General features: G+C 63.2%; 21 protein-coding genes. 12 read left to right on the top strand and 9 right to left on the bottom strand.

From position 1 onward, the window contains the following. Nucleotides 1-13: 13 nt before the first annotated feature. The 3 genes from ACWTV3_RS07345 (at nucleotide 14) to ACWTV3_RS07355 (ending at nucleotide 1,734) form a co-directional block, all read left to right on the top strand. Nucleotides 14-382, top strand: coding sequence for a CPBP family glutamic-type intramembrane protease (locus tag ACWTV3_RS07345; RefSeq protein ID WP_498477516.1), 369 nt, complete (start codon nucleotides 14-16; stop codon nucleotides 380-382). Nucleotides 383-454: 72 nt separating this feature from the next. Next, the gene (locus ACWTV3_RS07350) at nucleotides 455-808 is read left to right on the top strand and encodes a PadR family transcriptional regulator (RefSeq protein WP_498477517.1); all 354 of its coding nucleotides are present in this window, start codon (nucleotides 455-457) and stop codon (nucleotides 806-808) included. Continuing rightward, the gene (locus ACWTV3_RS07355; protein WP_498477518.1) at nucleotides 805-1,734 is read left to right on the top strand and encodes a hypothetical protein; all 930 of its coding nucleotides are present in this window, start codon (nucleotides 805-807) and stop codon (nucleotides 1,732-1,734) included. The genes ACWTV3_RS07350 and ACWTV3_RS07355 overlap by 4 nt, the downstream gene beginning before the upstream one ends. Before the next feature lie 75 nt (nucleotides 1,735-1,809). Here the strand turns inward: ACWTV3_RS07355 and ACWTV3_RS07360 are convergent, their stop codons facing one another. Continuing rightward, nucleotides 1,810-2,082 (bottom strand): hypothetical protein, encoded by a 273-nt coding sequence (locus tag ACWTV3_RS07360; RefSeq protein ID WP_498477519.1) that lies wholly within the window; start codon nucleotides 2,080-2,082, stop codon nucleotides 1,810-1,812. Nucleotides 2,083-2,092: 10 nt separating this feature from the next. Then, the gene (locus ACWTV3_RS07365) at nucleotides 2,093-2,905 is read right to left on the bottom strand and encodes a shikimate 5-dehydrogenase (protein WP_498477520.1); all 813 of its coding nucleotides are present in this window, start codon (nucleotides 2,903-2,905) and stop codon (nucleotides 2,093-2,095) included. Nucleotides 2,906-2,988: 83 nt separating this feature from the next. On the opposite strand from ACWTV3_RS07365, the gene ACWTV3_RS07370 reads away from it, so the two are divergent. Together ACWTV3_RS07370 and ACWTV3_RS07375 are read left to right on the top strand one after the other, a co-directional pair. After that, nucleotides 2,989-3,579, top strand: a complete 591-nt coding sequence (locus ACWTV3_RS07370) for a GNAT family N-acetyltransferase (protein ID WP_498477521.1) — start codon at nucleotides 2,989-2,991, stop codon at nucleotides 3,577-3,579. Next, nucleotides 3,576-3,824, top strand: coding sequence for a hypothetical protein (locus ACWTV3_RS07375; RefSeq protein ID WP_498477522.1), 249 nt, complete (start codon nucleotides 3,576-3,578; stop codon nucleotides 3,822-3,824). The genes ACWTV3_RS07370 and ACWTV3_RS07375 overlap by 4 nt, the downstream gene beginning before the upstream one ends. Before the next feature lie 42 nt (nucleotides 3,825-3,866). On the opposite strand, the gene ACWTV3_RS07380 is transcribed toward ACWTV3_RS07375, so the two are convergent. Beyond that, nucleotides 3,867-4,358, bottom strand: a complete 492-nt coding sequence (locus tag ACWTV3_RS07380) for a MarR family winged helix-turn-helix transcriptional regulator (protein ID WP_498477523.1) — start codon at nucleotides 4,356-4,358, stop codon at nucleotides 3,867-3,869. A 105-nt stretch (nucleotides 4,359-4,463) separates the two neighbouring features. Between ACWTV3_RS07380 and ACWTV3_RS07385 the strand changes: the two genes are divergently transcribed. Further along, the gene (locus ACWTV3_RS07385) at nucleotides 4,464-5,045 is read left to right on the top strand and encodes an NADPH-dependent FMN reductase (protein ID WP_498477524.1); all 582 of its coding nucleotides are present in this window, start codon (nucleotides 4,464-4,466) and stop codon (nucleotides 5,043-5,045) included. A gap of 154 nt (nucleotides 5,046-5,199) precedes the next feature. Here the strand turns inward: ACWTV3_RS07385 and ACWTV3_RS07390 are convergent, their stop codons facing one another. Then, nucleotides 5,200-5,904, bottom strand: coding sequence for a cache domain-containing protein (locus ACWTV3_RS07390; protein ID WP_498477525.1), 705 nt, complete (start codon nucleotides 5,902-5,904; stop codon nucleotides 5,200-5,202). Between the two features lie 97 nt (nucleotides 5,905-6,001). Next, nucleotides 6,002-6,805, bottom strand: coding sequence for a FadR/GntR family transcriptional regulator (locus ACWTV3_RS07395; RefSeq protein ID WP_498477526.1), 804 nt, complete (start codon nucleotides 6,803-6,805; stop codon nucleotides 6,002-6,004). A gap of 132 nt (nucleotides 6,806-6,937) precedes the next feature. Here ACWTV3_RS07395 and ACWTV3_RS07400 point away from each other — a divergent pair, with 132 nt between their 5' ends. The 4 genes from ACWTV3_RS07400 (at nucleotide 6,938) to ACWTV3_RS07415 (ending at nucleotide 11,092) form a co-directional block, all read left to right on the top strand. Further along, nucleotides 6,938-7,996 (top strand): ABC transporter ATP-binding protein, encoded by a 1,059-nt coding sequence (locus tag ACWTV3_RS07400; protein ID WP_498477527.1) that lies wholly within the window; start codon nucleotides 6,938-6,940, stop codon nucleotides 7,994-7,996. Between the two features lie 166 nt (nucleotides 7,997-8,162). Beyond that, entirely contained in the window at nucleotides 8,163-9,341 is a 1,179-nt protein-coding gene (locus tag ACWTV3_RS07405) for an extracellular solute-binding protein (protein WP_498477528.1), read from the top strand. Between the two features lie 103 nt (nucleotides 9,342-9,444). Continuing rightward, the gene (locus ACWTV3_RS07410; RefSeq protein ID WP_498477529.1) at nucleotides 9,445-10,272 is read left to right on the top strand and encodes an ABC transporter permease; all 828 of its coding nucleotides are present in this window, start codon (nucleotides 9,445-9,447) and stop codon (nucleotides 10,270-10,272) included. 7 nt (nucleotides 10,273-10,279) lie between these two features. Continuing rightward, nucleotides 10,280-11,092: an ABC transporter permease gene (locus tag ACWTV3_RS07415; protein WP_498477531.1), complete on the top strand. Its 813-nt coding sequence runs from the start codon at nucleotides 10,280-10,282 to the stop codon at nucleotides 11,090-11,092. Here the strand turns inward: ACWTV3_RS07415 and ACWTV3_RS07420 are convergent. From ACWTV3_RS07420 to ACWTV3_RS07435, 4 genes are all read right to left on the bottom strand, one after another. Beyond that, nucleotides 11,037-12,284 carry an MFS transporter gene (locus ACWTV3_RS07420; RefSeq protein WP_498477532.1) on the bottom strand — a complete coding sequence of 416 codons (1,248 nt, stop codon included), beginning with the start codon at nucleotides 12,282-12,284 and terminating at the stop codon, nucleotides 11,037-11,039. The two genes, ACWTV3_RS07415 and ACWTV3_RS07420, sit on opposite strands and share 56 nt — an antisense overlap. 10 nt (nucleotides 12,285-12,294) lie before the next feature. After that, nucleotides 12,295-13,050, bottom strand: a complete 756-nt coding sequence (locus ACWTV3_RS07425) for an ABC transporter ATP-binding protein (RefSeq protein ID WP_498477533.1) — start codon at nucleotides 13,048-13,050, stop codon at nucleotides 12,295-12,297. Beyond that, nucleotides 13,047-14,060 (bottom strand): ABC transporter substrate-binding protein, encoded by a 1,014-nt coding sequence (locus ACWTV3_RS07430; RefSeq protein WP_498477534.1) that lies wholly within the window; start codon nucleotides 14,058-14,060, stop codon nucleotides 13,047-13,049. Before ACWTV3_RS07430 ends, ACWTV3_RS07425 begins: the two co-directional genes overlap by 4 nt. 96 nt (nucleotides 14,061-14,156) lie before the next feature. Then, nucleotides 14,157-15,311: a FecCD family ABC transporter permease gene (locus ACWTV3_RS07435; protein ID WP_498477535.1), complete on the bottom strand. Its 1,155-nt coding sequence runs from the start codon at nucleotides 15,309-15,311 to the stop codon at nucleotides 14,157-14,159. A 77-nt stretch (nucleotides 15,312-15,388) separates the two neighbouring features. Between ACWTV3_RS07435 and ACWTV3_RS07440 the strand changes: the two genes are divergently transcribed. Continuing rightward, nucleotides 15,389-17,194, top strand: coding sequence for an ABC transporter ATP-binding protein/permease (locus ACWTV3_RS07440; protein WP_498477536.1), 1,806 nt, complete (start codon nucleotides 15,389-15,391; stop codon nucleotides 17,192-17,194). Continuing rightward, a complete protein-coding gene (locus ACWTV3_RS07445) occupies nucleotides 17,191-19,035 on the top strand; it encodes an ABC transporter ATP-binding protein (protein ID WP_498477537.1) in 1,845 nt (614 codons plus the stop codon). The genes ACWTV3_RS07440 and ACWTV3_RS07445 overlap by 4 nt, the downstream gene beginning before the upstream one ends. Nucleotides 19,036-19,095: the final 60 nt, after the last annotated feature.

Genomic DNA, 19,095 nt, shown 5'->3' on the forward strand with positions numbered 1-19,095 from the left:
CTAAAGTCAACGCATGAATGCCTCCGCCGAGGAGGCCGTGCACCGCGGCTACGCGCTCTCTCGACTGAGCGGGGTTTGGCCCAGGACTCTCGCGATCGCCGCCTGCTCCGTTTTCATTGGATTGCAACACGCGTTCTTCGCGCCGACCGTCGACGCCATGATCGTCTACGTCGTGGCCTTCACCGTGGGGGGGCATCGGCTCATCACTGATCGCTCAAAAACAGAAGCGGCTCATGCCCATCGCGATTTCACACTTTGTGGTGAATCTGATGACGGGCTCCCCCGCCGTCATTTTTCCTGCCTTGCAGTTGGCGGGCGTCGTGCCGTCGTAAAGTCGAGCCTTCGCATTCAGGATTCGACCAGATCCCAGCTGCTCAGCTGACTTGCTCAAGCGCGCGGCGTGCGCAGGCTCGTCTTGGTTGTATATATCGATGAATTGACTATAGTTAAGTGCATGGCAACCAAAGAAGTACGTGAACCTACGTTCCTCATCCTTGCCGCGCTAGCGCGCGGTCGCATGCACGGCTACGCAATCATTCGGGATGCGGAAGAGCTCTCCGACGGGCGGGTGCGGCTTCACGTTGGCACGCTGTACGCCGCCCTTGATCGCCTCTCGGCGGACGGACACGTTGCTCTCGACGGCGAGGAAGTCGTCAACGGACGTCTCCGTCGTTACTACGCACTCACCGACCAAGGGTCGGCCGTTCTGGCTGCTACCGCTGACCAGATGCAACGCTCCGCTGCCGAAGCCCAGGCGCGACTTCGCGCACAGCCCCACCTCACAACAGTGATCGGAGTCACCCCATGACGACCCCGAGCCCCCAGTCATTCCGAAACGCATTCTGGCTCCACCCGAGAGCGTGGGTGGCAGAGCACGGCGAAGTCGCCGCCGGAACACTCATGGATGTCGCAGAAAACGACGGCCGCGATTCCCCAGCGCTCAGAGAACGCCTTTCCCTCGCAGCTCACGCCGTCACGTTGCACGCCGAGGCTTTCATGCCGCACCAACTTCGCTCGCTAGCTGCTTCTATCTCTCTCGGGATTGGCTGGGCCGTGGCATCGGTGCATTTAGTGTTATTCGCACTGCTTCCGTACCTCGACGAGAGAACCTACAGCGGCGGCGGATCTTTCGTGTGGGCGAGCCTGGCGCTGTGTGGCCCCTGGATCACTGCGGGCATTCTCGGCAGCGTGCGGCATCCCGCACTTGCTCGGCGGATCCTAGTGTTCGCTGCGGTCGTCCCGGTCGCAGTCCTCGCGTCCCGCTCTTTCACAACAACCGTGGAACTTCCGGCCACGATGCTTTCAATTCTGCTCACCGGCACCGCGTTTGTCGCATTCGCCGGCAGAGTCCAGCCACGGCTCGTTGCACGCAGCGGTGGAGTCACGACCGTGGCACTGATCGGAGTGCTCGCCTACTCGGGCCTCCTCGTGACACCGAATGAGTGGTTCCTGTGGGGCACGGTCGCGTGGGAGAACCTTCCCGCATTGCTCACGATGTGCCTCACGGCAATCATCACGCTGCTGTTCACTCGACAGCAACGCGCCGCCGGAATCCTCGCCCTCATCACGATTCCTTGGGTGGGCGTAGAACTAGGGCTGGTCTGGCGCACGGGAGATTCTTCGGCGCTGCTCGTCACCGTGATCACCGTCGTACTCCTGATCGGCGCGGCTCTCACCGTAAAAGTTCACAGAAAGCCAAGCCCTCGTCACCTCGAAGCCCAGACTGCAGCGTAACCGCCCTAGAAAGATGAAGACGTTCCATACCCAAGGCTATTGACTCAGCTTTGGGCATGCGGACTGCCCATCACCTCACGTCCACCACGGCAGAAATTCGACAGTGTCATGATCAGCACCACCCGGGCGGAAGCTGCATTCCCACCCCGGCATCGGAACGGGCACCCACGCTACCGAGTAGCTGCCGCCGACGCCCGTCGCTCCACCCAGCTTCTGGCCGCACTCCGTAGTGGCCGCGTCATGGCGCAAGAAGTATGGCCCAAGGAGAACGCCAACGAGCGCTAGCAAAAAACCCGCTGTTGCGATTAGGACGTGCGTGCTCTTGGCACGCCGAAAGACTTGAGCCATGCTCGGCAGCCTACTCTCGCGAGAACGCCGAAGCACGCGCGATCTGGTCGGGCGTCGGCGTGACTCCGGTGTAGCGAACGAACTGCGCCGCAGCTTGGAGCGCGATGACTTCGGCGCCCGTGATGACGAGCTTTCCGGCATCCCGAGCGGCCCGAATGAGCGGGGTTTCGGCCGGGAACGCCACCACATCGAACACCGTCTGCGCCGCGCGGATGTGCTCGGGCGAGAACGAGAGTTCGTCGTCGGAATCTCCCGCCATCCCGAGCGGGGTCACGTTGACGATCACCGCGTGGCCGGGCAGCGGGTCGACGCTTACGGCGCGGAAGCCATACTTCGTCGCGATCGCTTCGCCCGCCTCGACGTTGCGCGCGAGCACGGTCACGTCAGCAAAGCCGGCACCGTGGAAGGCTGCGACGACCGCTTTGGCCATGCCACCCGATCCGCGAACCAGCACCGACAGCGTCGGATCGAGCTGGTGGCGTGCGATCAGGTCGGCCACGGCCTCATAGTCGGTGTTGGATGCCGTGAGCACGCCGTCGTTGTTCACAATCGTGTTCACCGACTCGATCGCTGCGGCCGAGTGCTCGACAACATCCACGAGCTCAAGCACTGCCTCTTTGAACGGCATCGACACGGAACAACCCCGGATGCCCAGGCCGCGGACTCCCGCGATGGCATCCTCAATGTTGCTCGTCGTGAAGGCTTTGTAGATGAAGTTCAGGCCGAGCTCGTCGTAGAGATAGTTGTGAAACCGCGTACCGAGGTTGGAGGGCCGGGCTGCCAGCGAAATGCACAGCGTCATGTCTTTGTTCAGGATCGGCATTGCCCCATTATCGTGGCGCATCGTCTCCCGGCGCCCACAGGCCGCATCATCACGCTTGTCGCGACCGCGCCTAGGATGCTGGGATGAGCACCCTGAACTTCCGCACGGCTACCCGCGACGACATCCCGGCGCTGCTGACGCTCGTCACCTCGGCGTATCGCGGCGAAGAGAGCCGGGCCGGTTGGACGAGCGAAGCTGACCTGATCGAGGGTGCACGCCTGGATGCCGCAGCTCTGGAAGCCGACCTCGCTCGACCGCGGTCGAGGATCCTGCTCGCGGAGCGTGGCGACCAACTCGTCGCCTGCGCCCACGTTGCCGATGACGACGGGAAAGGGTACTTCGGGATGTTCTCCGTCGACCCGAATCAACAAGGCTGCGGGGTGGGCAAGCTGGTGCTCGCGGAGGCCGAAGCATTCGCCGCTCGCGAGTGGGGCGTCAGCGTGATGCAAATGACGGTGATCGATGTGCGCGAGGAACTCATCGCCTTCTATGAACGCCGCGGGTATGTGCGCACCGGCATCACGAAGCCTTTTCCTTACGGCGAAGAGCGGTTCGGGATCCCCCAGCGGGATGACCTGCAGTTCGAGGTGCTCGAGAAGACACTCGAGTCGGCCGGGCAACATCCGGAGTCGAACGACGCGACGACTTTAGCTCCCGAGGGTGTCACTCAGTGAAGCGCGCCATCGTCTGGTTTTCGGCGGTGGGTGGCCTCGGACTGATCACCGCGGTCGTCCTTACCGTGATCGAAGGCGTGAACTATCGGCTTCGCGAAGAGCAAGGACTGGACCCGATCCGGGCTGCGGACTGGGTCGCCGGTGCGACCGTTGCGGGGTTCGCGCTCTTCGTCATCTCAGCGGTCGCGCTGATTGCGCTCGCCGTCAGCTCTGGCCAGCAACCGCCCGACGAGATCCCCGAATAGCCGCGCTGCCCGTGGCTTCCAGAGCGTTCGGCGGCTCCGCCGCTACGAAGCAGCGGCCGCCGAATCGCACTGCGGCTCGAGCGTGGACTTGATTTTGTCGCTGGCCGAAGCCAGAGCATCCTGCTCCTCGCGGGTGAGCAGGTCGAAGAAGTGCGTGCGCACGAACTCGAGATAACCGGGGGCTGCCTGCCGCACCGCTTCGAGACCGTCAGCGGTGATCTGCACGTTGAGCCCGCGAGCATCTGAGGGGCAGCTCGTTCGCTCCAGGAGGCCGCGGGTCTCCATGCGCTTGAGCAGGTGAGAGAGGCGGCTGCGGTCCCAGCCGAGCGAAAATCCCAGGTCACGGGCCCGAAGGAGAGTGTCGGATTGCTCGGCGTGGTCGGTGAGCGCCGTGAGCACCGCGTGTTCCGGACCGGAGAGCTGAGCATCCTGAACTAACTGCTTGTCGAGAGACGACGCCAGTTGCTGCGTTGCGCTGACGAATCCGCGCCAGAGGGCGTTTTCGCGGTCGTTCATTTCGCGTGCGTTCGTCATCACAGCCTCTTTTCGTTACTCGCAAGAATTAGTTTGACACCTTATTGTTGATATGACAACATCTTTAGTGACACGTCAACAAACTTCGTCCTAAGGGGATACAGCATGACCAAGATTGCGATCATTACGGGCGCCAGCCGCCCGGGCAGCGTTAACCAGTCCGTCGCCGAGTGGGTTCTTGCCCAGGTTTCGACTCGTGAAGACGCCGAGTTTGAACTCGTCAACATCGCCGACTTCGACCTCCCGATGCTCGACGAGCCTTACCCCGCCGCGTACCAGAACTACCAAAACGACCACACCAAAGCATGGTCAGCCAAGATTAGCGAATTCGACGGCTTCATCTTCGTAGCCCACGAATACAACCACAGCGCGGGCCCGGTTCTGGTCAACGCCCTCTCGTACCTCAACGCCGAGTTCAACAACAAGGCTGCTGGCTTCGTCTCCTACGGCTCCATGGGCGGCGTTCGCGCCGTTGAGCACCTGCGCGGAATCCTCTCCGAACTACAGGTAGCGCACGTGCAGCGCTCCGTCATGTTCTCGTTGTTCACCGACTTCGAGAACTTCAGCGCCTTCGCCCCGACCGAACAGAACGCTGGCACGCTTGCGCCGATGGTCGACCAGCTCACCGCCTGGTCGCGCGGGATGGCAGCCGTTCGCACCGAGCAGCTGGCCACCGCCGCCGCCTAAATAAGCGCACACCCCCTCAAACGGCTTTCCGGCATGACCGGGAGGCCGTTTGTGCGTTCGGGGTCCCGGTCGTACGTCATGATCGGCCATCGTGACCGAACATCGCGACGGGCCACAGCCGTCGGCGACCGATGCCGGCTATCGCTGCGTCGAACTACTCCGCGATGATCTCCAGCGCGACGCCCTCGCAGGCAGTGCGCGCGAGTTCAGCAAGGGCTCCGGCACGCACAGCATCGCCGGTGGCATGACGCGGGTCAGTCGAGATAACAACACGACCAACGCTGTTCACGAGCGTCACTTTGTCGCCGAGTTCGGCGAGCTTCGGCAGCAGTTGCCGTTCGACCGAATCGATCAGTAAATCGAGGCCAGCGACGCCGACGAACGTGCCGTCAATGTGCACGGGGGCAGCGATCGTGATCGTGTATTCGTCACTGCAGAGGTAGTCAACATAAGGCCCAGCAACGTGGCCACGGCCGGTCTCCATCGGCACTCGGAACCACTCGAGTTCGCTGTAATCGATGTGCTCTTTGTTTACCGATTGCGCGGCTAAAAGCAGGCGTTTGGGGTCATCACCCTGCCACCACGACAGGTGATTGCGCTCATCCGTCAGCAGTCCAACGGCCGCAATAAACCCGGCGCCGTAGATGTGCACATCGGGCAACGCAACCGTCGCGAGGGCGTGTGGTTCGACCAGCGCATCGATCTGCTGAGACGACAGCGGGCCGAGCTTTCCGGATGCCGCCAGCTCAGTTCCCAACTGAGTTGCGGTGGCTTCGAGGCTGGCAATCGGGGCGCTGAAATACTGCGAGACGATGGCCGCCGCGCGAGCTGCTGTGCTCGTGCTCGTTGCTGTCGTCATCGCTGCGCCGCGCTCTGGCTGGGAAACATCGGGTGCCGCCTACTCTGACTGATCCTGTTCGTGGCATCCTATGCACCAGATGCCCTGCACCGCTACTTCACCGCGATTGGGACTGCAGATCGATGAGGGCGTTGATCACGGCATCCACCATGCGTTCGGTGGCCGCAACGGCTTCGTGGTCATCGCCAGCTTCAACGGCATCCACCACACTGGCGAGCAGCACTGGTTGCGCCCGACGGGATGCCTCGTCCACGTCAATCAGGCGAAGCAATGGTGACATTTCGGCCTGCAATCGCATCTGTTCCCGCGTGAGGCGAGCCGATTGGCTGAGCGCGACGAGTTCGATCTGCGCATCGTCGAGGGTGCTGCGCCACTGCTCAAGGTCTGACTCGTCGAGCCGCCCCAGGCGCGAGCGCACTTGCTGCACCTCGGAGGGCACCGCTCGTCGCGCAGCCAAGCGAACGCACGCCGCCGTAATGGCGGCATAGTGGGCGCCCAAATCACGAAGGGCGACGCGGGATGTTGCCGCCAAGGCGGTGCGCGCGTGAGCTACGGGGTCGGCTGAGTCCGCCACAAAGCTGCCGCCATTGCGACCGCGACGAGTCACCACGAGACCCTGGGCGCGCAGCGCGAGAAGTGATTCGCGCACCGTGGTGGGAGCTACACCAAAAGTGCTCGCGAGGTCGTTTTCGGAGGGAAGACGCTCTCCCGCGCGCAAGTGTCCGCCCGTAATTGCACTGGCGAGACGGCGCTCCACGAGCTCGGCGCGACCGGCATCGCCGATCGATTGAAAGAGCGCACCCTGCAAGCGGCCGGGCCTCGAGGCATCGCGAGAGCGTGCGGTGTCATCGGCGACCACCGCACTTTTTCGCGGCGCGTCTGCCGAGTCGGTCGAGTGCATTGCTCAATTCTCGCACTGATCACCTGAGCCGTTGCCCTTTTGTGACGTTTTAGACACACGCTTGAAATATGAACTCTGGTTCTATAGGTTTACTCTCACTCAAGAGATCACCGTCGTTCCAAGGAGTCACCCGTGCACGCGTCCGCTCAGCAAGCCCCGTCCACCACGGATGTCGCTCCGGCGCCCGGCGCTGTCAGCCTCGCCGGCGTCACCAAGACATTCGGTGACTTTACCGCCGTCGAAGCGCTCGACCTCGAGGTGAAGCCCGGCGAGTTTCTCTCGATGCTCGGCCCCTCCGGATCAGGCAAGACCACCGTGCTGCGGATGATCGCCGGCTTCGAGAACGTCACGAGCGGCAGCATCCACCTTTCCGGCGTGGACGTGACCGCGGTTCCGCCGCACGCCCGCCAGGTCAACACCGTGTTTCAGGACTACGCGCTGTTCCCACACCTCACGATCGCCGAAAACGTGGGCTACGGCCTGCGCGTTGCCGGCGTCAGCCGCGCCGAACGGGCTTCCCAGGTCGGCGTCGCGCTCGAGCAGGTTCGCCTCTCGGCCGTGGCCGACCGCCTGCCCCACCAGCTCTCGGGCGGCCAACGCCAGCGCATCGCCCTGGCTCGCGCGCTCATCCTGCGCCCGCAAGTGTTGCTGCTCGACGAGCCGCTCGGCGCCCTCGACAAGCAACTGCGCGAAGAAATGCAGATCGAGCTCAAACAGATTCAGCGCGAAGTCGGCATCACCTTCATCTTCGTCACTCACGACCAAGAAGAAGCCCTCACTCTGAGCGACCGCGTCGCCGTCTTCAACAACGGCCGCGTCGAACAGGTCGGCACCGCCCGCGAAGTGTACGAATTCCCCGCGACCGAATTCGTCGCGAAGTTCCTCGGACTATCCAACCTCATCCCCGCCGAGCTCTCTGCGGATGGCGTGCAATCGAGCGTGCGCCCCGAACGCGTGCGCCTGCTCACCGCCGACACCGCGGCGAGCGCCGGAGCCGTCTCCCTGCTCGGCACGGTCGCCGAAACCGTCTACACCGGCCCCACCACGCGCTTTCTCGTTGACACCGAATCCGGTGTTCGCGTGATCGCCGAACGCGCCAACGACCACCACCCCTCCGCCGAATCCGCCTTCGCGCGCGGCGACCGCGTACGAGTCGAATGGACCACGGATCACGCCTCGCGCATCGGCTAAACGATTGGCCGACCGATCGGCCAACAGGCACATCGCCCCACAGATCACCCCTGCAATACCGGCAAATCCGGCACAACCGGGCCAGCCACAGTCACACAGCACACAGCACACAGCACACAGCACACAGCATCCGCACTACACCCCACCAATCACACAAGGAGTCATCATGCGATCCAAGATCATGACCGGCGCAGCGTTCCTCGCTGTCGCCGCTCTCGCCCTCAGCGGCTGTTCGGCTGATACCGACAGCACCGCCACCGGCGGCCTCAGCATCGACGTGCCCGACATCCCCATGCTCGAAGAGCTGGGCGAGATGGAAAGCGAAGTCAACATCATCGCGTGGAGCGGTTTCGTTGAGCCCGCATGGTCCGACGCCTTCACTGAAGAAACCGGATGCACGGTCAACCGTCGCGTTGCTGGCACCAGCGACGAAATGGTTCAGCTCATGCGCACGGGCGACTACGACCTCGTCTCCGCTTCGGGTGACGCGAGCCTTCGCCTCATCGCCGGTGGCGACGTTCAGCCGATCAACCTCGATCTGGTTCCCAACTTCGGTGACGACATCGTTGAGGGCATGAAGGGTCAGATTTATGACACCATCAACGGCCAGTCGTACGGTGTCCCCATCGGCCGCGGTGCCAACATCCTGCAGTACAACAGCGATGTTGTGACCGAAGAACCCACGAGCTGGGATGTTGCGTGGGAAGCTGACAGCCCCTACGCCGGCCAGATCATTGCGTACGACGCACCGATCTACATCGCTGACGCCGCCGTGTACCTGATGGCTCACGAGCCTGACCTCGGCATCACCAACCCGTACGCCCTCGACCAGGACCAGCTCGATGCTGCGATCGACCTGCTCAAGCAGCAGAACGAGATCGTCTCCGAGTACTGGGCTGACCCTGCCGCTCAGATTACCTCGTTCGCCGGTGGAACCACCGCGCTCGGCACCTCGTGGGAGATCCTGCGCAAGCTTACCGACGACGACAAGTTCAAGAGCGTTCTTCCCGAAGAGGGTTCAACCGGATGGTCGGATGCCTGGATGATCGCCGCTGAGTCGGAATCGCCCAACTGCGCTTACGCCTGGGTTGACTACACCAGCTCCGCCGAAGTGAACGGCGCTATCGCCACGAACTTCGGTATGGCTCCTGCCAACGCTGCTTTCTGCGACACGAGCGACGAAGCCGCAGCACACTGCGAGTACTTCAACGCCACCGACGAAGAGTACTTCAGCAACGTCTGGTTCTGGACCACCCCCATCGAGCAGTGCATCGATGGTCGCACTGACGTCACCTGCACGGACTTCTCGCAGTGGACGGATGCCTGGCTCTCCGTCAAGAGCTAGCTAGCCCGAGGGGTGGGCGGCCTCGCTCGCTCACCCCTCATCCCTCGCTCGACCAGCAGCTCACGAGCTGCACTTCCCACACGCACCAATCGATCGGACTCCCATGAATCGCCGCGCGCAACTCTCGGCACTGCTGGCGCTGCCCATGCTGTGGCTGATCGGCCTCTACATTTTCTCGCTCGTCATGCTTCTGGTGACGGCGTTCTGGGTGACCGACCCCTTCACCTCCAAGGTGAAGCCGGGCTTCACCCTCCGCAACTTTGAGCAGATCATCGCGAACCCCGCGTATGCCACCACCTCGCTGCGCACCCTCGGTATCGCCCTCGCGGTCACGGTGTTGAGCATCCTGATCTCGGTTCCACTCGGCATCTTCATGGCGAAAGTCGCCTCGCCCAAGCTGCGCGCCATTCTGGCCGTCGCGATCACTCTGCCGCTCTGGGCCGGCTACCTCGTGAAGATTCTGGCCATGCGCATTACCTTCACCGAAGACGGCTTCTTCAACTCGATGCTCGGCCCGCTCGGCATCAGCGGCCCCGGCTTCAGCATCGTCACCGTCGTGCTGACGCTCACCTACCTGTGGCTGCCATACATGGCGGTGCCGGTCTACACCGCGATCCGTCAGCTGCCCCCGAACCTGTTCGACGCTTCCTCTGACTTGGGCGCTGGGGCTGGGTTCACCATCCGCACTGTCGTTCTCCCCCTTATCAAGCCCGCGATTATCGCCGGCTCGATCTTCACGTTCTCCCTCAGCCTGGGCGACTACATCGCCGCCAAGTTCGTGGGCGGGTCGACGCAGATGATCGGCAGCATCATCGCCTCGAACATCAACCTGAACCCTCCGATCGCCGCCGCGTACTCGCTCGTGCCGATCGCCTTTGTTGTCATCTACCTCGTCAGCGTGCAGCGCACCGGCGCACTAGAACGGATGTGATGCCGCCATGTTGAGACTCTCCCTCGGCGCCAAGTTCACCCTCGGCATTATCGTCGCGATCGCCCTCGCGTTCATGTACATCCCGCTGTTCCTCGTGGTGATTAACTCGTTCAGCGCCGCGCGCCTGTCGAGCTGGCCGATCACCGAGTTCTCCACCGTCTGGTGGGAAGCTGCGTTCATCGACGAGCCCATTCGGGCTGCACTGCTGAACTCTGCGCTGGTGGGGCTCGGCGCTACCGCAATCGCGCTCATCCTGGGCACGCTCGTCGCCTTCGCCCTGCAGCGTTACACCTTCTTCGGTAAGCAGAGCGTGAACCTGCTTGTCGTTCTCCCGATCGCACTACCCGGCATCGTGACCGGTGTTGCCCTCAACAACACGTATAACCAGATTCTCGAACCCATCGGTATCGACGTGGGCTATTTCGGGATGATCATCGCGCACGGAACGTTCTGTATCGTCATGGTCTTCAACAACGTGCTTGCTCGATTGCGCCGCATCAACCCGAGCATCGAAGAAGCCTCGCGCGACCTCGGAGCGACGCCGCTGCAAACCTTCCGGCTCGTCACCTTCCCGCAGTTTCGCAGCGCCTTCGTGGCCGGTGCAATTCTCGCTTTCGCGCTGAGCTTCGACGAGGTTGTTGTCACGATCTTCACGGCCCCACCCGGTGTCGACACCCTGCCGCTCTGGATCATGAACCAGATGGCACGCCCCAACGAGGCATCCATGGTCAACGTTGTCGCGACCGTCGTGATTCTCGCGTCGTTCATTCCCGTGTGGGTTTCGCAGCGCCTGGCGCGCGGGGCTGACGAGCGCGAGTAGCGGATGCCCGAAACCCTCCCACCGTGGCAGCCAGCGCGAGCAACCCGACAATTGCGGTAGCGAAGGAAAGATCCCACGCCCCGAGCCATCCCACCAGGGGATAAGTCACGAGGAAGCACGCGTGGGAAAGCGCGAACTGCGCGGAGTAGACCAAGTTGCGATTGTCGGGGGTCGAAGCATCCGCGAGCAATCTCGACGACGGTGTACTGATGAGAGAGGTGCCGATCCCGAGCATCATCCACGTCACTAGCAGTGCCCACCATCCCGTCGCAGTGCTGAGGGCGATGATGGTCACAAGCAGTGCCGCGGCCAACCCGGCAGTCACGAGCACTGCTCCGGCAAGCATCGTAGGCATTACTCCCCAACGGTCCACTAGCGGGGGAACGCTGAGCGCGGCAACAAGCGAACCCACCCCATAAGCACCCAGCGTTATCGCAACAGCCGCCTCGTCGAGCCCATAAATACTGCGCGCGTACACCACGGAGTTGACGAGAACGATGGCAGTGCCCGCCGCGACCACCACATTCAACTGCATGAGAAAGCGCAAACTGGGAGTGCGAATAAACACGAGAGCGCCTGCCGGCACCCGCTGCCAAAACGTGCCTGCATCGCTTGCTCGACGGTGTGCAGGCAACGCTGTGATCATGACGATTACAGCAGACCCGGCGAATCCGATCGCGGTACCAACGAATAGGTTGCTGTAGCCAATGAATGTCAACAGCAGCGCTGCGATTGTCGGGCTCAGCAGCGCTTCAAGGTCGTACGCCAATCTCGACAACGACAACGCTCGCGTGTAGTCGCGCGGCGCGGGCACGACCACAGGAATCAGAGCCTGGAATGCAGGGGTAAAAGTGGCGGAAGCCGACTGCAGTAGGAAAATCAGGACGTAGATCTGCCACGTTTCCGTGACAAGAGGCAGCATGAGCGCGATCGCGAGGCGGACGAAATCGGCAACGACCAGTACTACCTTCTTCGGCATCCGATCAATGAGCGCAGCGATCACCGGGGCTACGCCAACGTAAGCGACCATTTTGATCGTGAGAGCCGTGCCCAGCACCTGCCCAGCAGCATCACCCGCAAGATCGAACGCCAACAAGCCCAGCGCCACAGTGAGAAGCCCCGTGCCCAACAGGGCGATTACCTGCGCACTGAACAACGCCCTATAGGTGGCATTTCGTAAGACGTCGATCATGCCCAGCAGGCTAACGCGGGGTGAACAGCAGCTGGGGTACCCCGTCGAGGTCGGTGCGGGTGACATCGATGCCGTAGACAGGCTCGAGGTTCTCCGAAGTCAACACTGCGGAAGGGTCTCCCGCAGCCATCACCTGGCCACGGTCGAGGAGAACAACCTGATCGCAGTAGCGCGCCGCCAAGTTGAGGTCGTGCAGCACCACGACCGTGCAGAGGGGAAGCCCCGCGACGACGGTGAGTAACTCGTGCTGGTACCGCACGTCGAGGTGGTTGGTGGGTTCGTCGAGCAGTAGGTGCGAGGCCGCTTGCGCGAGAGCCCGGGCGATGAGAACGCGTTGACGTTCGCCGCCGGAAAGCTCGTCCATCGATCGGTCACGCAAGTGCAGCGTTCCCGTGTCGACCATGGCCTGCTCGGCGGCACGCTCATCTTCGTCGCGGTAGCTTTGCCACCCCGAAATGTGCACCGACCGGCCCAGGATCACCGAATCCCACGCCGTGAGCGGAAGCCCCGATGGCTCTTCTTGCGCCACGATTGCAAGACGCCGCGACCGTTCGCGAGCAGTTAGAGCGCGGGCGTCATCCTCATCGATCATGATCGCTCCCGCCGAGGCGTCAAGAGCTCCCAAAATTGCGCGCAGCACCGTAGATTTGCCGGAGCCGTTGGGGCCGATGAGGCCCAGTGTTCCGCCGTCCAGTGCCGCGAGGGAGACCCCCGCCACGGCGGCGACCTGCCCGTACTTCACGGACAGGTCACCGACGGTGATCATTCGGAGAGAGTGGCGGTGCTGTCGATGATGGTGCTCAAGCCGCGAACTGCATCGGGGTCGGGCGCCAGATCGGACGCCAGAACGCCGATCACGGCATCGTTCTTCACGGCCGTGAGGTCATTCGTGCCAGGCTCTGCAAAGAACAGTGCCTTCGCGGTTTCGAAGTCTTCGCCGTAGAGGCCGTAGGCGATCACGATGACCTCGGGGTCAGCATCCAGCAGCGTTTCGATGCCTGTTTCAAGGTAAACAGATTCCTCGGCGGCGTACACGTTGCTCATTCCAGCGCGAGCAAGAATGTCATTTGCAATACCGAGACCGCCCCGAGCCGACAGTGTGGATGAGGGCGAGAAGTAGTAGATAACGGCTGCAGACTTGTCTGCTGCTGCGCCGGCATCCGCTTCAAGTTCGTCGAGTTCTGACTGCAGCGCGGCGATGTTCTCTGCCGCAATGTCACTCGTGTTGAAGACCGCTCCGAGGCGTTCGATGTCGGCAAAGATCGCGTCAAAGTCGGTTGCCGAGGTGAGGCCAGCATCGTGGCTGCACTCGCCGTCGATAACAATGTTGCTGATTCCCGACGCCGCAAGATCTTCATCGGTCGAGTTCCAGAGGCCATAACCTACGATGACATCGGCGTTAGCGCCGACGATCTTTTCGGTGCTGGGGTCAGACGGATCGACGATCTCGACGTCAGAGAGGTCGATTGACAATCCCTCGGGAAGCTCTGCGCCGAATTCGCCCGAGCGGGCGACGATGCGGTCAGCGGCGCCCGCAGCATCGAGCAGCGAGAGGGCCGACGTGCCGATGGTGAGGATGCTCGCCGGCTCGCCATCGATGACGAGGTCAGCACCACAGTTGTCGATGGTGAGCGGGTAGCTCGCGGTCGTTGCGGTGTCGTCAGTGGTTTCTTCAGCCTGGGTAGCGCAGCCTGAAGCGCCGAGAACGAGCGCGGCAACAGCGGCCGAAATGATCGGCAGTCGCGCTGCCGATCGCCGGGTGGAGGTCGTGATCATAGGAGTTTTCTTTCTGTGTGGATTGGTTATTCGGGTGGTGCAGTTTGGTGGTGCGGTTGGTGGTGCAGGTCAGGCGCGGACGCGCCGAACTGCGAATCAGCGGGCGTTGAGCCGCCGAACGAGAGCAATCAACACTGGTGTGCCGATGAGAGCGGTGAGCACGCCGAGCGGCAATTCGCTCGGGGCAAAAGCGGTGCGAGCGAGAGCGTCTGCCCAGATGAGCAGGATGCCGCCGAGCAACCCAGCGACGGGCAGTGAGACTCGATGCGTCGAGCCGACAAGCCGTCGAGCGAGGTGCGGAACGACGAGCCCCACGAAACCGATCGCCCCCGAGACCGACACCGCGGCAGCAATCGCGACGCTGACGATGAGCGCGGCGAGTGCCCGAAAGCGGGTGGGGTTGGTGCCGAGGGCACGCGCGGTGTCATCCCCGATGGCGATCGCGTCAAGCTTTCGCGACCACAGCATCAAGAAGAACGCGGCGATCGCGATCCCAGCCAGGGCAATAGGCAGTGACTGCCAGCGGGCCTGACCGAGCGAGCCGAGCATCCAGAACAGCACCGCTCGAGTGCCATCGCGGGAGTTGCTCGCGAACACCAAAAAGTTGGTGAGCGCCGCGAGCGCGAAACTCACGGCGATGCCGGCGAAAACAAGGCGAGCCGGGATGAGACGACCGCCAAGGCGGGCAATCGAGAAGACGAGCACGATGGCAGCCGCGGCTCCGAGGAACGCGCTGCCGGTCAGGGCGAGAGCACCGGCGCCAGCGCCGAACCCGAAAAGGATGCTGGCTGCCGCACCTGTGGAAGCTCCCGAAGAGATACCCAACAGGTAAGGATCGGCGAGGGGGTTACGCACGAGCGATTGCACGGCGACACCGGTCATTGCGAGCGCGGCGCCGACCAAGATCCCCAAAATGACGCGGGGAACACGAATGAGCCAGACGATGTTGTCGTCGGAGCCGGGGTTTTGTTCGCCGATGCCGAAGGCATGGAAGGCGATCACACGCGTAACGATGTCGGGGCTAATGGCGACGGGCCCGATGCCGACCGTGATGATGGCCGAGCCGAGAAGTGTGACACTCAGCGCGATGATCCAGACAATGCCGCGTCGTCCCGAACGTTGCGGCGAGCGGGTCCCCCCAGACTTTTCTTTCGGAGGGCGCGAAGACCCCGCCGATGCTGGAATGGCAGACGATTCCGGGGTAGCCGGAGCTGCGGGAGCTCCACGCGGGGTTCGCACTATTGCTGTCACGGTTTCGTTTCGTTTAGGGACTGTGATACTTAATTGATAACGATTCTCATTATTAAGTCAAATTAGACCGAGGCCCCGTGATCCACCTCCGCCTTCTCCGGCTCGCCGGAAACGCCACTGCACTACTGAGCGCCGTTGTGATTGCCGGCATCGCCCTGAGCGCCGTCGCTATCGCCCAGGCCATCGCCACCGCCGAGCTCTTCACCGGGATCGTCACCGGCGCCGCGCTTCAGAGCCTCACCACCGCGACCATTGTTTTCGCGGGCGCTTTACTCGTGCGGCCCGTGCTTTCCATGGCACGCGAGCTGACCGTGCACGCCGTCGCCGGGCGCATCAAAGTGCAATTGCGCAGCCGCATTCTTAACGCTGAAATCGCCGCCGGGCCGCTCGCCAGCAGCACCTCCCGCAGCGGTGAGCGCCAGTCGCTGCTCGTCGACGCCGTCGAGAATCTGGAACCCTACTTCGGTCGCTACCTGCCTCAACTCGTCGTGACCTTTGTCACCGGGGTCTCCCTCGTGGTCGCTCTCATCATCATCGACCCCGTCGTGGGAATTGTGATCGGCGTGATCGCGCTCGCTGTTCCGTTCATCCCTCGCCTCTGGGACGTTGCCCTCGCTGGCCGTGGGGAGCAACACTGGGCCGCCTACTCTTCCCTTCATGCGGATGTCGTGGATTCGATCCGCGGGATGCCCACGCTCAAGGCCCTGGGCGCGGTGCACCTTCGCCGGCAGCAACTCTCCGCCGCGGGCGACTCGCTGCTCAAGGCGACGCTCTCCCAACTCAAGCTGTCGCTCGTCGAATCCGGGCTCACGAGCTTCTTTCTCGTCGCCGGCCCTGCCGTTGCCCTCCTCGTCGGAGCCGCCCGCGTCGGTGGCGGCGAGCTAGCACCTACCGCACTCTTTCTCGTGACGATGCTCTCGTTCGAGGTCTTCCGCCCGTTCCGCGATCTCTCGATGTACTGGCATGCGGGCTATGCCGGCGTTTCGGCAGGAAACCGCATTTCGGCTCTCCTCGCGAACGCCGAAATGGCCGCCAACGCAGGTGCGCCCCGCGAGACTGATAGCTCGCAACATCCGACGCCGGAGAACGACCATGGTGCCGAGAACGACGGTGTCGCCGATCACCGCGGCGATGTCGCCCTCCGTGCCAGCAACTTCAACTTCCGCTACCGCGGGGCTGAGAGCGACGCCCTGCACAACCTGAGCCTTACGATCCCCGCCGCCGCTACTGTGGCGATCGTCGGAGAATCGGGATCGGGCAAATCCACCTTCGCTTCAGCCGTGCTCGGTTTCGCCCAGCCCACGGCGGGGGAACTCCTGATCAACGGAAGCTCCACAGCGACCCTCGGGCATGAAGGATGCTCGCCGCTGGTCTCGCTCGTTGCGCAAGATCCCGTGCTCTTCACCGGCAGCATCCGCCACAACCTGCAGCTTGTCGCTCCGCACGCGAGCGACAGCGATCTCTCTCGCGCACTCTTCGATGCGGGCGCCGAAGAGCTGCTCGACCCCAGCCGTGGCGGGCTCGATGCCCCTGTCGGCGACAACGGCGGACTACTCTCGGGCGGCCAACGCCAGCGCCTCGCTATCGCGCGAGCGCTGTTGCGTGACAGCCCCATCCTGCTGCTCGACGAAGCATCGAGTGCGCTCGATGTTCGCCGCGAGAACGCGATCCTTCAGCGACTGCGCGAGACCCGTCGGGCAGACGGTTCCGCTCGCACCGTGATTGTTATTGCTCACCGGCTTGCCCCCATCCGTGACGCCGACCTCGTGCTTGTTTTTGAGAACGGATGCCTCGCCGAGTCGGGCACCTACAACGACCTGCTCGCCCGCGACGGTGTGCTCACGCGGTTGCACGCCGCTCAGACCTCGGGGGTGCTGGCATGAAACGCCTGCTGCTGAACTCGACTCCCGTGCGATTGCTCGGGCCGATCATCCAACTGCTCTCAGTGTTAGAAACCCAGCGGATGCTGTTGCTGCGGTCGACGCTGAGCATGACCGCATTTCAACTGTTCGCTGCCGCGACCGGCGCACTCAGTGTTGGCCTTGCCGCCGCCGTGACGACGCAATCGACGGACGTTGACCTCGGTTCTGGGATCGTGGCCGTGCTCGCGATCGGTCTTGTCATCGCGGTCATCGCGAACGGGCTCTTCACCTGGATTGAGTCGTGGCTGAGTCACGTGCTCGCCTACCGCGTGATCGAGACGTTGCGGCTCAAGGTGCACGATGCCATCGAGCGCATCACTCCCGCAGGCATGAAGCGACGCCGTGCTGGCGAGGTCGCTGGCTCGGCCATGGCCGACGTTGAAGCGCTCGAGTGGTTTTATGCGCACACGCTCGGTTCCGCGGCGAACGCCGTAGTCGGCCCGCTCATCGTCACAGCGACGCTCGTCGTCCTCATCGGGCCCACGGGGTTCATCGCCCTCGGCGGCGCGCTCGTGCTCGTCTCGATTCCCTGGCTATTTGCCTCGCTTCAAGCCCGTCAGGGTCGTGCCGTTCGTACCGAACTGGGCCGCCTCACCGCCATCTCATTTGAGGGCGCCGAGAGCCTGCGCGAAATTCTGGCCCTCGGTCTGAGCGCTCGCCACCTCGACGAAGTGCGCACCGCCACCCGTCGCCTGCAGCGCCGCAAACGTTCCTTTGCCCTCCGTTCAGGTATTGAAACGGCGCTGGCGGATGTCGTCGTCGCCGTCACGACGATCACCACGCTGGTCGTGCAGGCTGACCGCGTCGCGTCAGGCGAGCTCTCCGCGAGCCTGTTCCCCGTCGTGCTCGTACTGACGGCTGCGACCTTCGCGCCCGCCGTTGCGATCTTTGCGGTCGCCCAGAAGTTGGGCGATGTGTCTGCTGCCGCCGAACGCGTTCTCGACGTTATTCACGCGCCGAGCGTTATCGCCGATCCGGCCGAAGTGGATGCTGGCAGCCGCGATGCGGCAGGCCGCGCTCCCGGCGCTCTCACCTTCGCCAACGTGCACTTCGGCTACACCCCCACCGAACCCGTGCTCAGCGGAATCAACCTGCAGGTTGCCGCGGGTGAAACCGTGGCGATTGTCGGAGCATCCGGTTCTGGAAAATCGACCCTGGGTTCACTGCTCGTGCGTTTCTGGGACCCCACTCAGGGCGACATCCTGCTCGACGGTGTGCCGCTGCGATCGCTGCCGGGCGAACGGGTGCGTGACGACGTGCTCATTGTGGGCCAGCATCCGTACCTCTTCCGCGGCAGTGTGCGCTCTAACCTGCTGCTGGCGAAACCGGATGCGACCGACCACGAGCTCTGGACTGCCCTCGACGATGCGGCACTCGGCTCCACGATTCGCTCGTGGCCTGAGGGCCTCGACCACATCATCGGCGAGGCGGGCGCAACGCTCTCGGGCGGCCAACGCCAAAGGCTCGCTCTGACCCAGGCGTTCTTGCGCGACCCGGCCGTGCTCGTGCTCGATGAAACTTCGGCGCATTTGGATGCCGTGAGCGAAGCCGAAGTCGGTGCCACTGTCACGCGCCTTCGCGCCGGCAAAACGACGATCATCATCGCTCACCGCGTCGCCACGATCGCCCGGGCACCACGCGTCGTTCTTCTCAACGACGGCAGCATTCTCGCTGACGGTAGCCACCACGACCTGCTGGCCACGAGCGAGGACTACCGATCGCTGCTCGGCCAACCGAGCGCAGCCTCCCCCGACCACTCGACTGCTCTGTCGAGTTCCACCGCCACCGCAGAAAGGAGGTGACAACTATGCAGACCATCGCCATTACGCCGATCGCCACCGAGCGCAACGAGGACCAGATCC

The organism is Salinibacterium sp. AL4.1 (assembly GCF_059767305.1).

Excerpts from the sequence above, each read along its gene's own strand:
- ACWTV3_RS07385 (WP_498477524.1), top strand. The coding sequence starts at position 4,464 with ATGACCAAGATTGCGATCATTACGGGCGCCAGCCGCCCGGGCAGCGTT.
- ACWTV3_RS07420 (WP_498477532.1), bottom strand. The coding sequence starts at position 12,284 with ATGATCGACGTCTTACGAAATGCCACCTATAGGGCGTTGTTCAGTGCG.
- ACWTV3_RS07345 (WP_498477516.1), top strand. The coding sequence starts at position 14 with ATGAATGCCTCCGCCGAGGAGGCCGTGCACCGCGGCTACGCGCTCTCT.
- ACWTV3_RS07360 (WP_498477519.1), bottom strand. The coding sequence starts at position 2,082 with ATGGCTCAAGTCTTTCGGCGTGCCAAGAGCACGCACGTCCTAATCGCA.
- ACWTV3_RS07445 (WP_498477537.1), top strand. The coding sequence starts at position 17,191 with ATGAAACGCCTGCTGCTGAACTCGACTCCCGTGCGATTGCTCGGGCCG.
- ACWTV3_RS07415 (WP_498477531.1), top strand. The coding sequence starts at position 10,280 with ATGTTGAGACTCTCCCTCGGCGCCAAGTTCACCCTCGGCATTATCGTC.
- ACWTV3_RS07395 (WP_498477526.1), bottom strand. The coding sequence starts at position 6,805 with ATGCACTCGACCGACTCGGCAGACGCGCCGCGAAAAAGTGCGGTGGTC.
- ACWTV3_RS07405 (WP_498477528.1), top strand. The coding sequence starts at position 8,163 with ATGCGATCCAAGATCATGACCGGCGCAGCGTTCCTCGCTGTCGCCGCT.
- ACWTV3_RS07430 (WP_498477534.1), bottom strand. The coding sequence starts at position 14,060 with ATGATCACGACCTCCACCCGGCGATCGGCAGCGCGACTGCCGATCATT.
- ACWTV3_RS07390 (WP_498477525.1), bottom strand. The coding sequence starts at position 5,904 with ATGACGACAGCAACGAGCACGAGCACAGCAGCTCGCGCGGCGGCCATC.
- ACWTV3_RS07355 (WP_498477518.1), top strand. The coding sequence starts at position 805 with ATGACGACCCCGAGCCCCCAGTCATTCCGAAACGCATTCTGGCTCCAC.
- ACWTV3_RS07350 (WP_498477517.1), top strand. The coding sequence starts at position 455 with ATGGCAACCAAAGAAGTACGTGAACCTACGTTCCTCATCCTTGCCGCG.
- ACWTV3_RS07380 (WP_498477523.1), bottom strand. The coding sequence starts at position 4,358 with ATGACGAACGCACGCGAAATGAACGACCGCGAAAACGCCCTCTGGCGC.
- ACWTV3_RS07370 (WP_498477521.1), top strand. The coding sequence starts at position 2,989 with ATGAGCACCCTGAACTTCCGCACGGCTACCCGCGACGACATCCCGGCG.
- ACWTV3_RS07365 (WP_498477520.1), bottom strand. The coding sequence starts at position 2,905 with ATGCCGATCCTGAACAAAGACATGACGCTGTGCATTTCGCTGGCAGCC.
- ACWTV3_RS07410 (WP_498477529.1), top strand. The coding sequence starts at position 9,445 with ATGAATCGCCGCGCGCAACTCTCGGCACTGCTGGCGCTGCCCATGCTG.
- ACWTV3_RS07425 (WP_498477533.1), bottom strand. The coding sequence starts at position 13,050 with ATGATCACCGTCGGTGACCTGTCCGTGAAGTACGGGCAGGTCGCCGCC.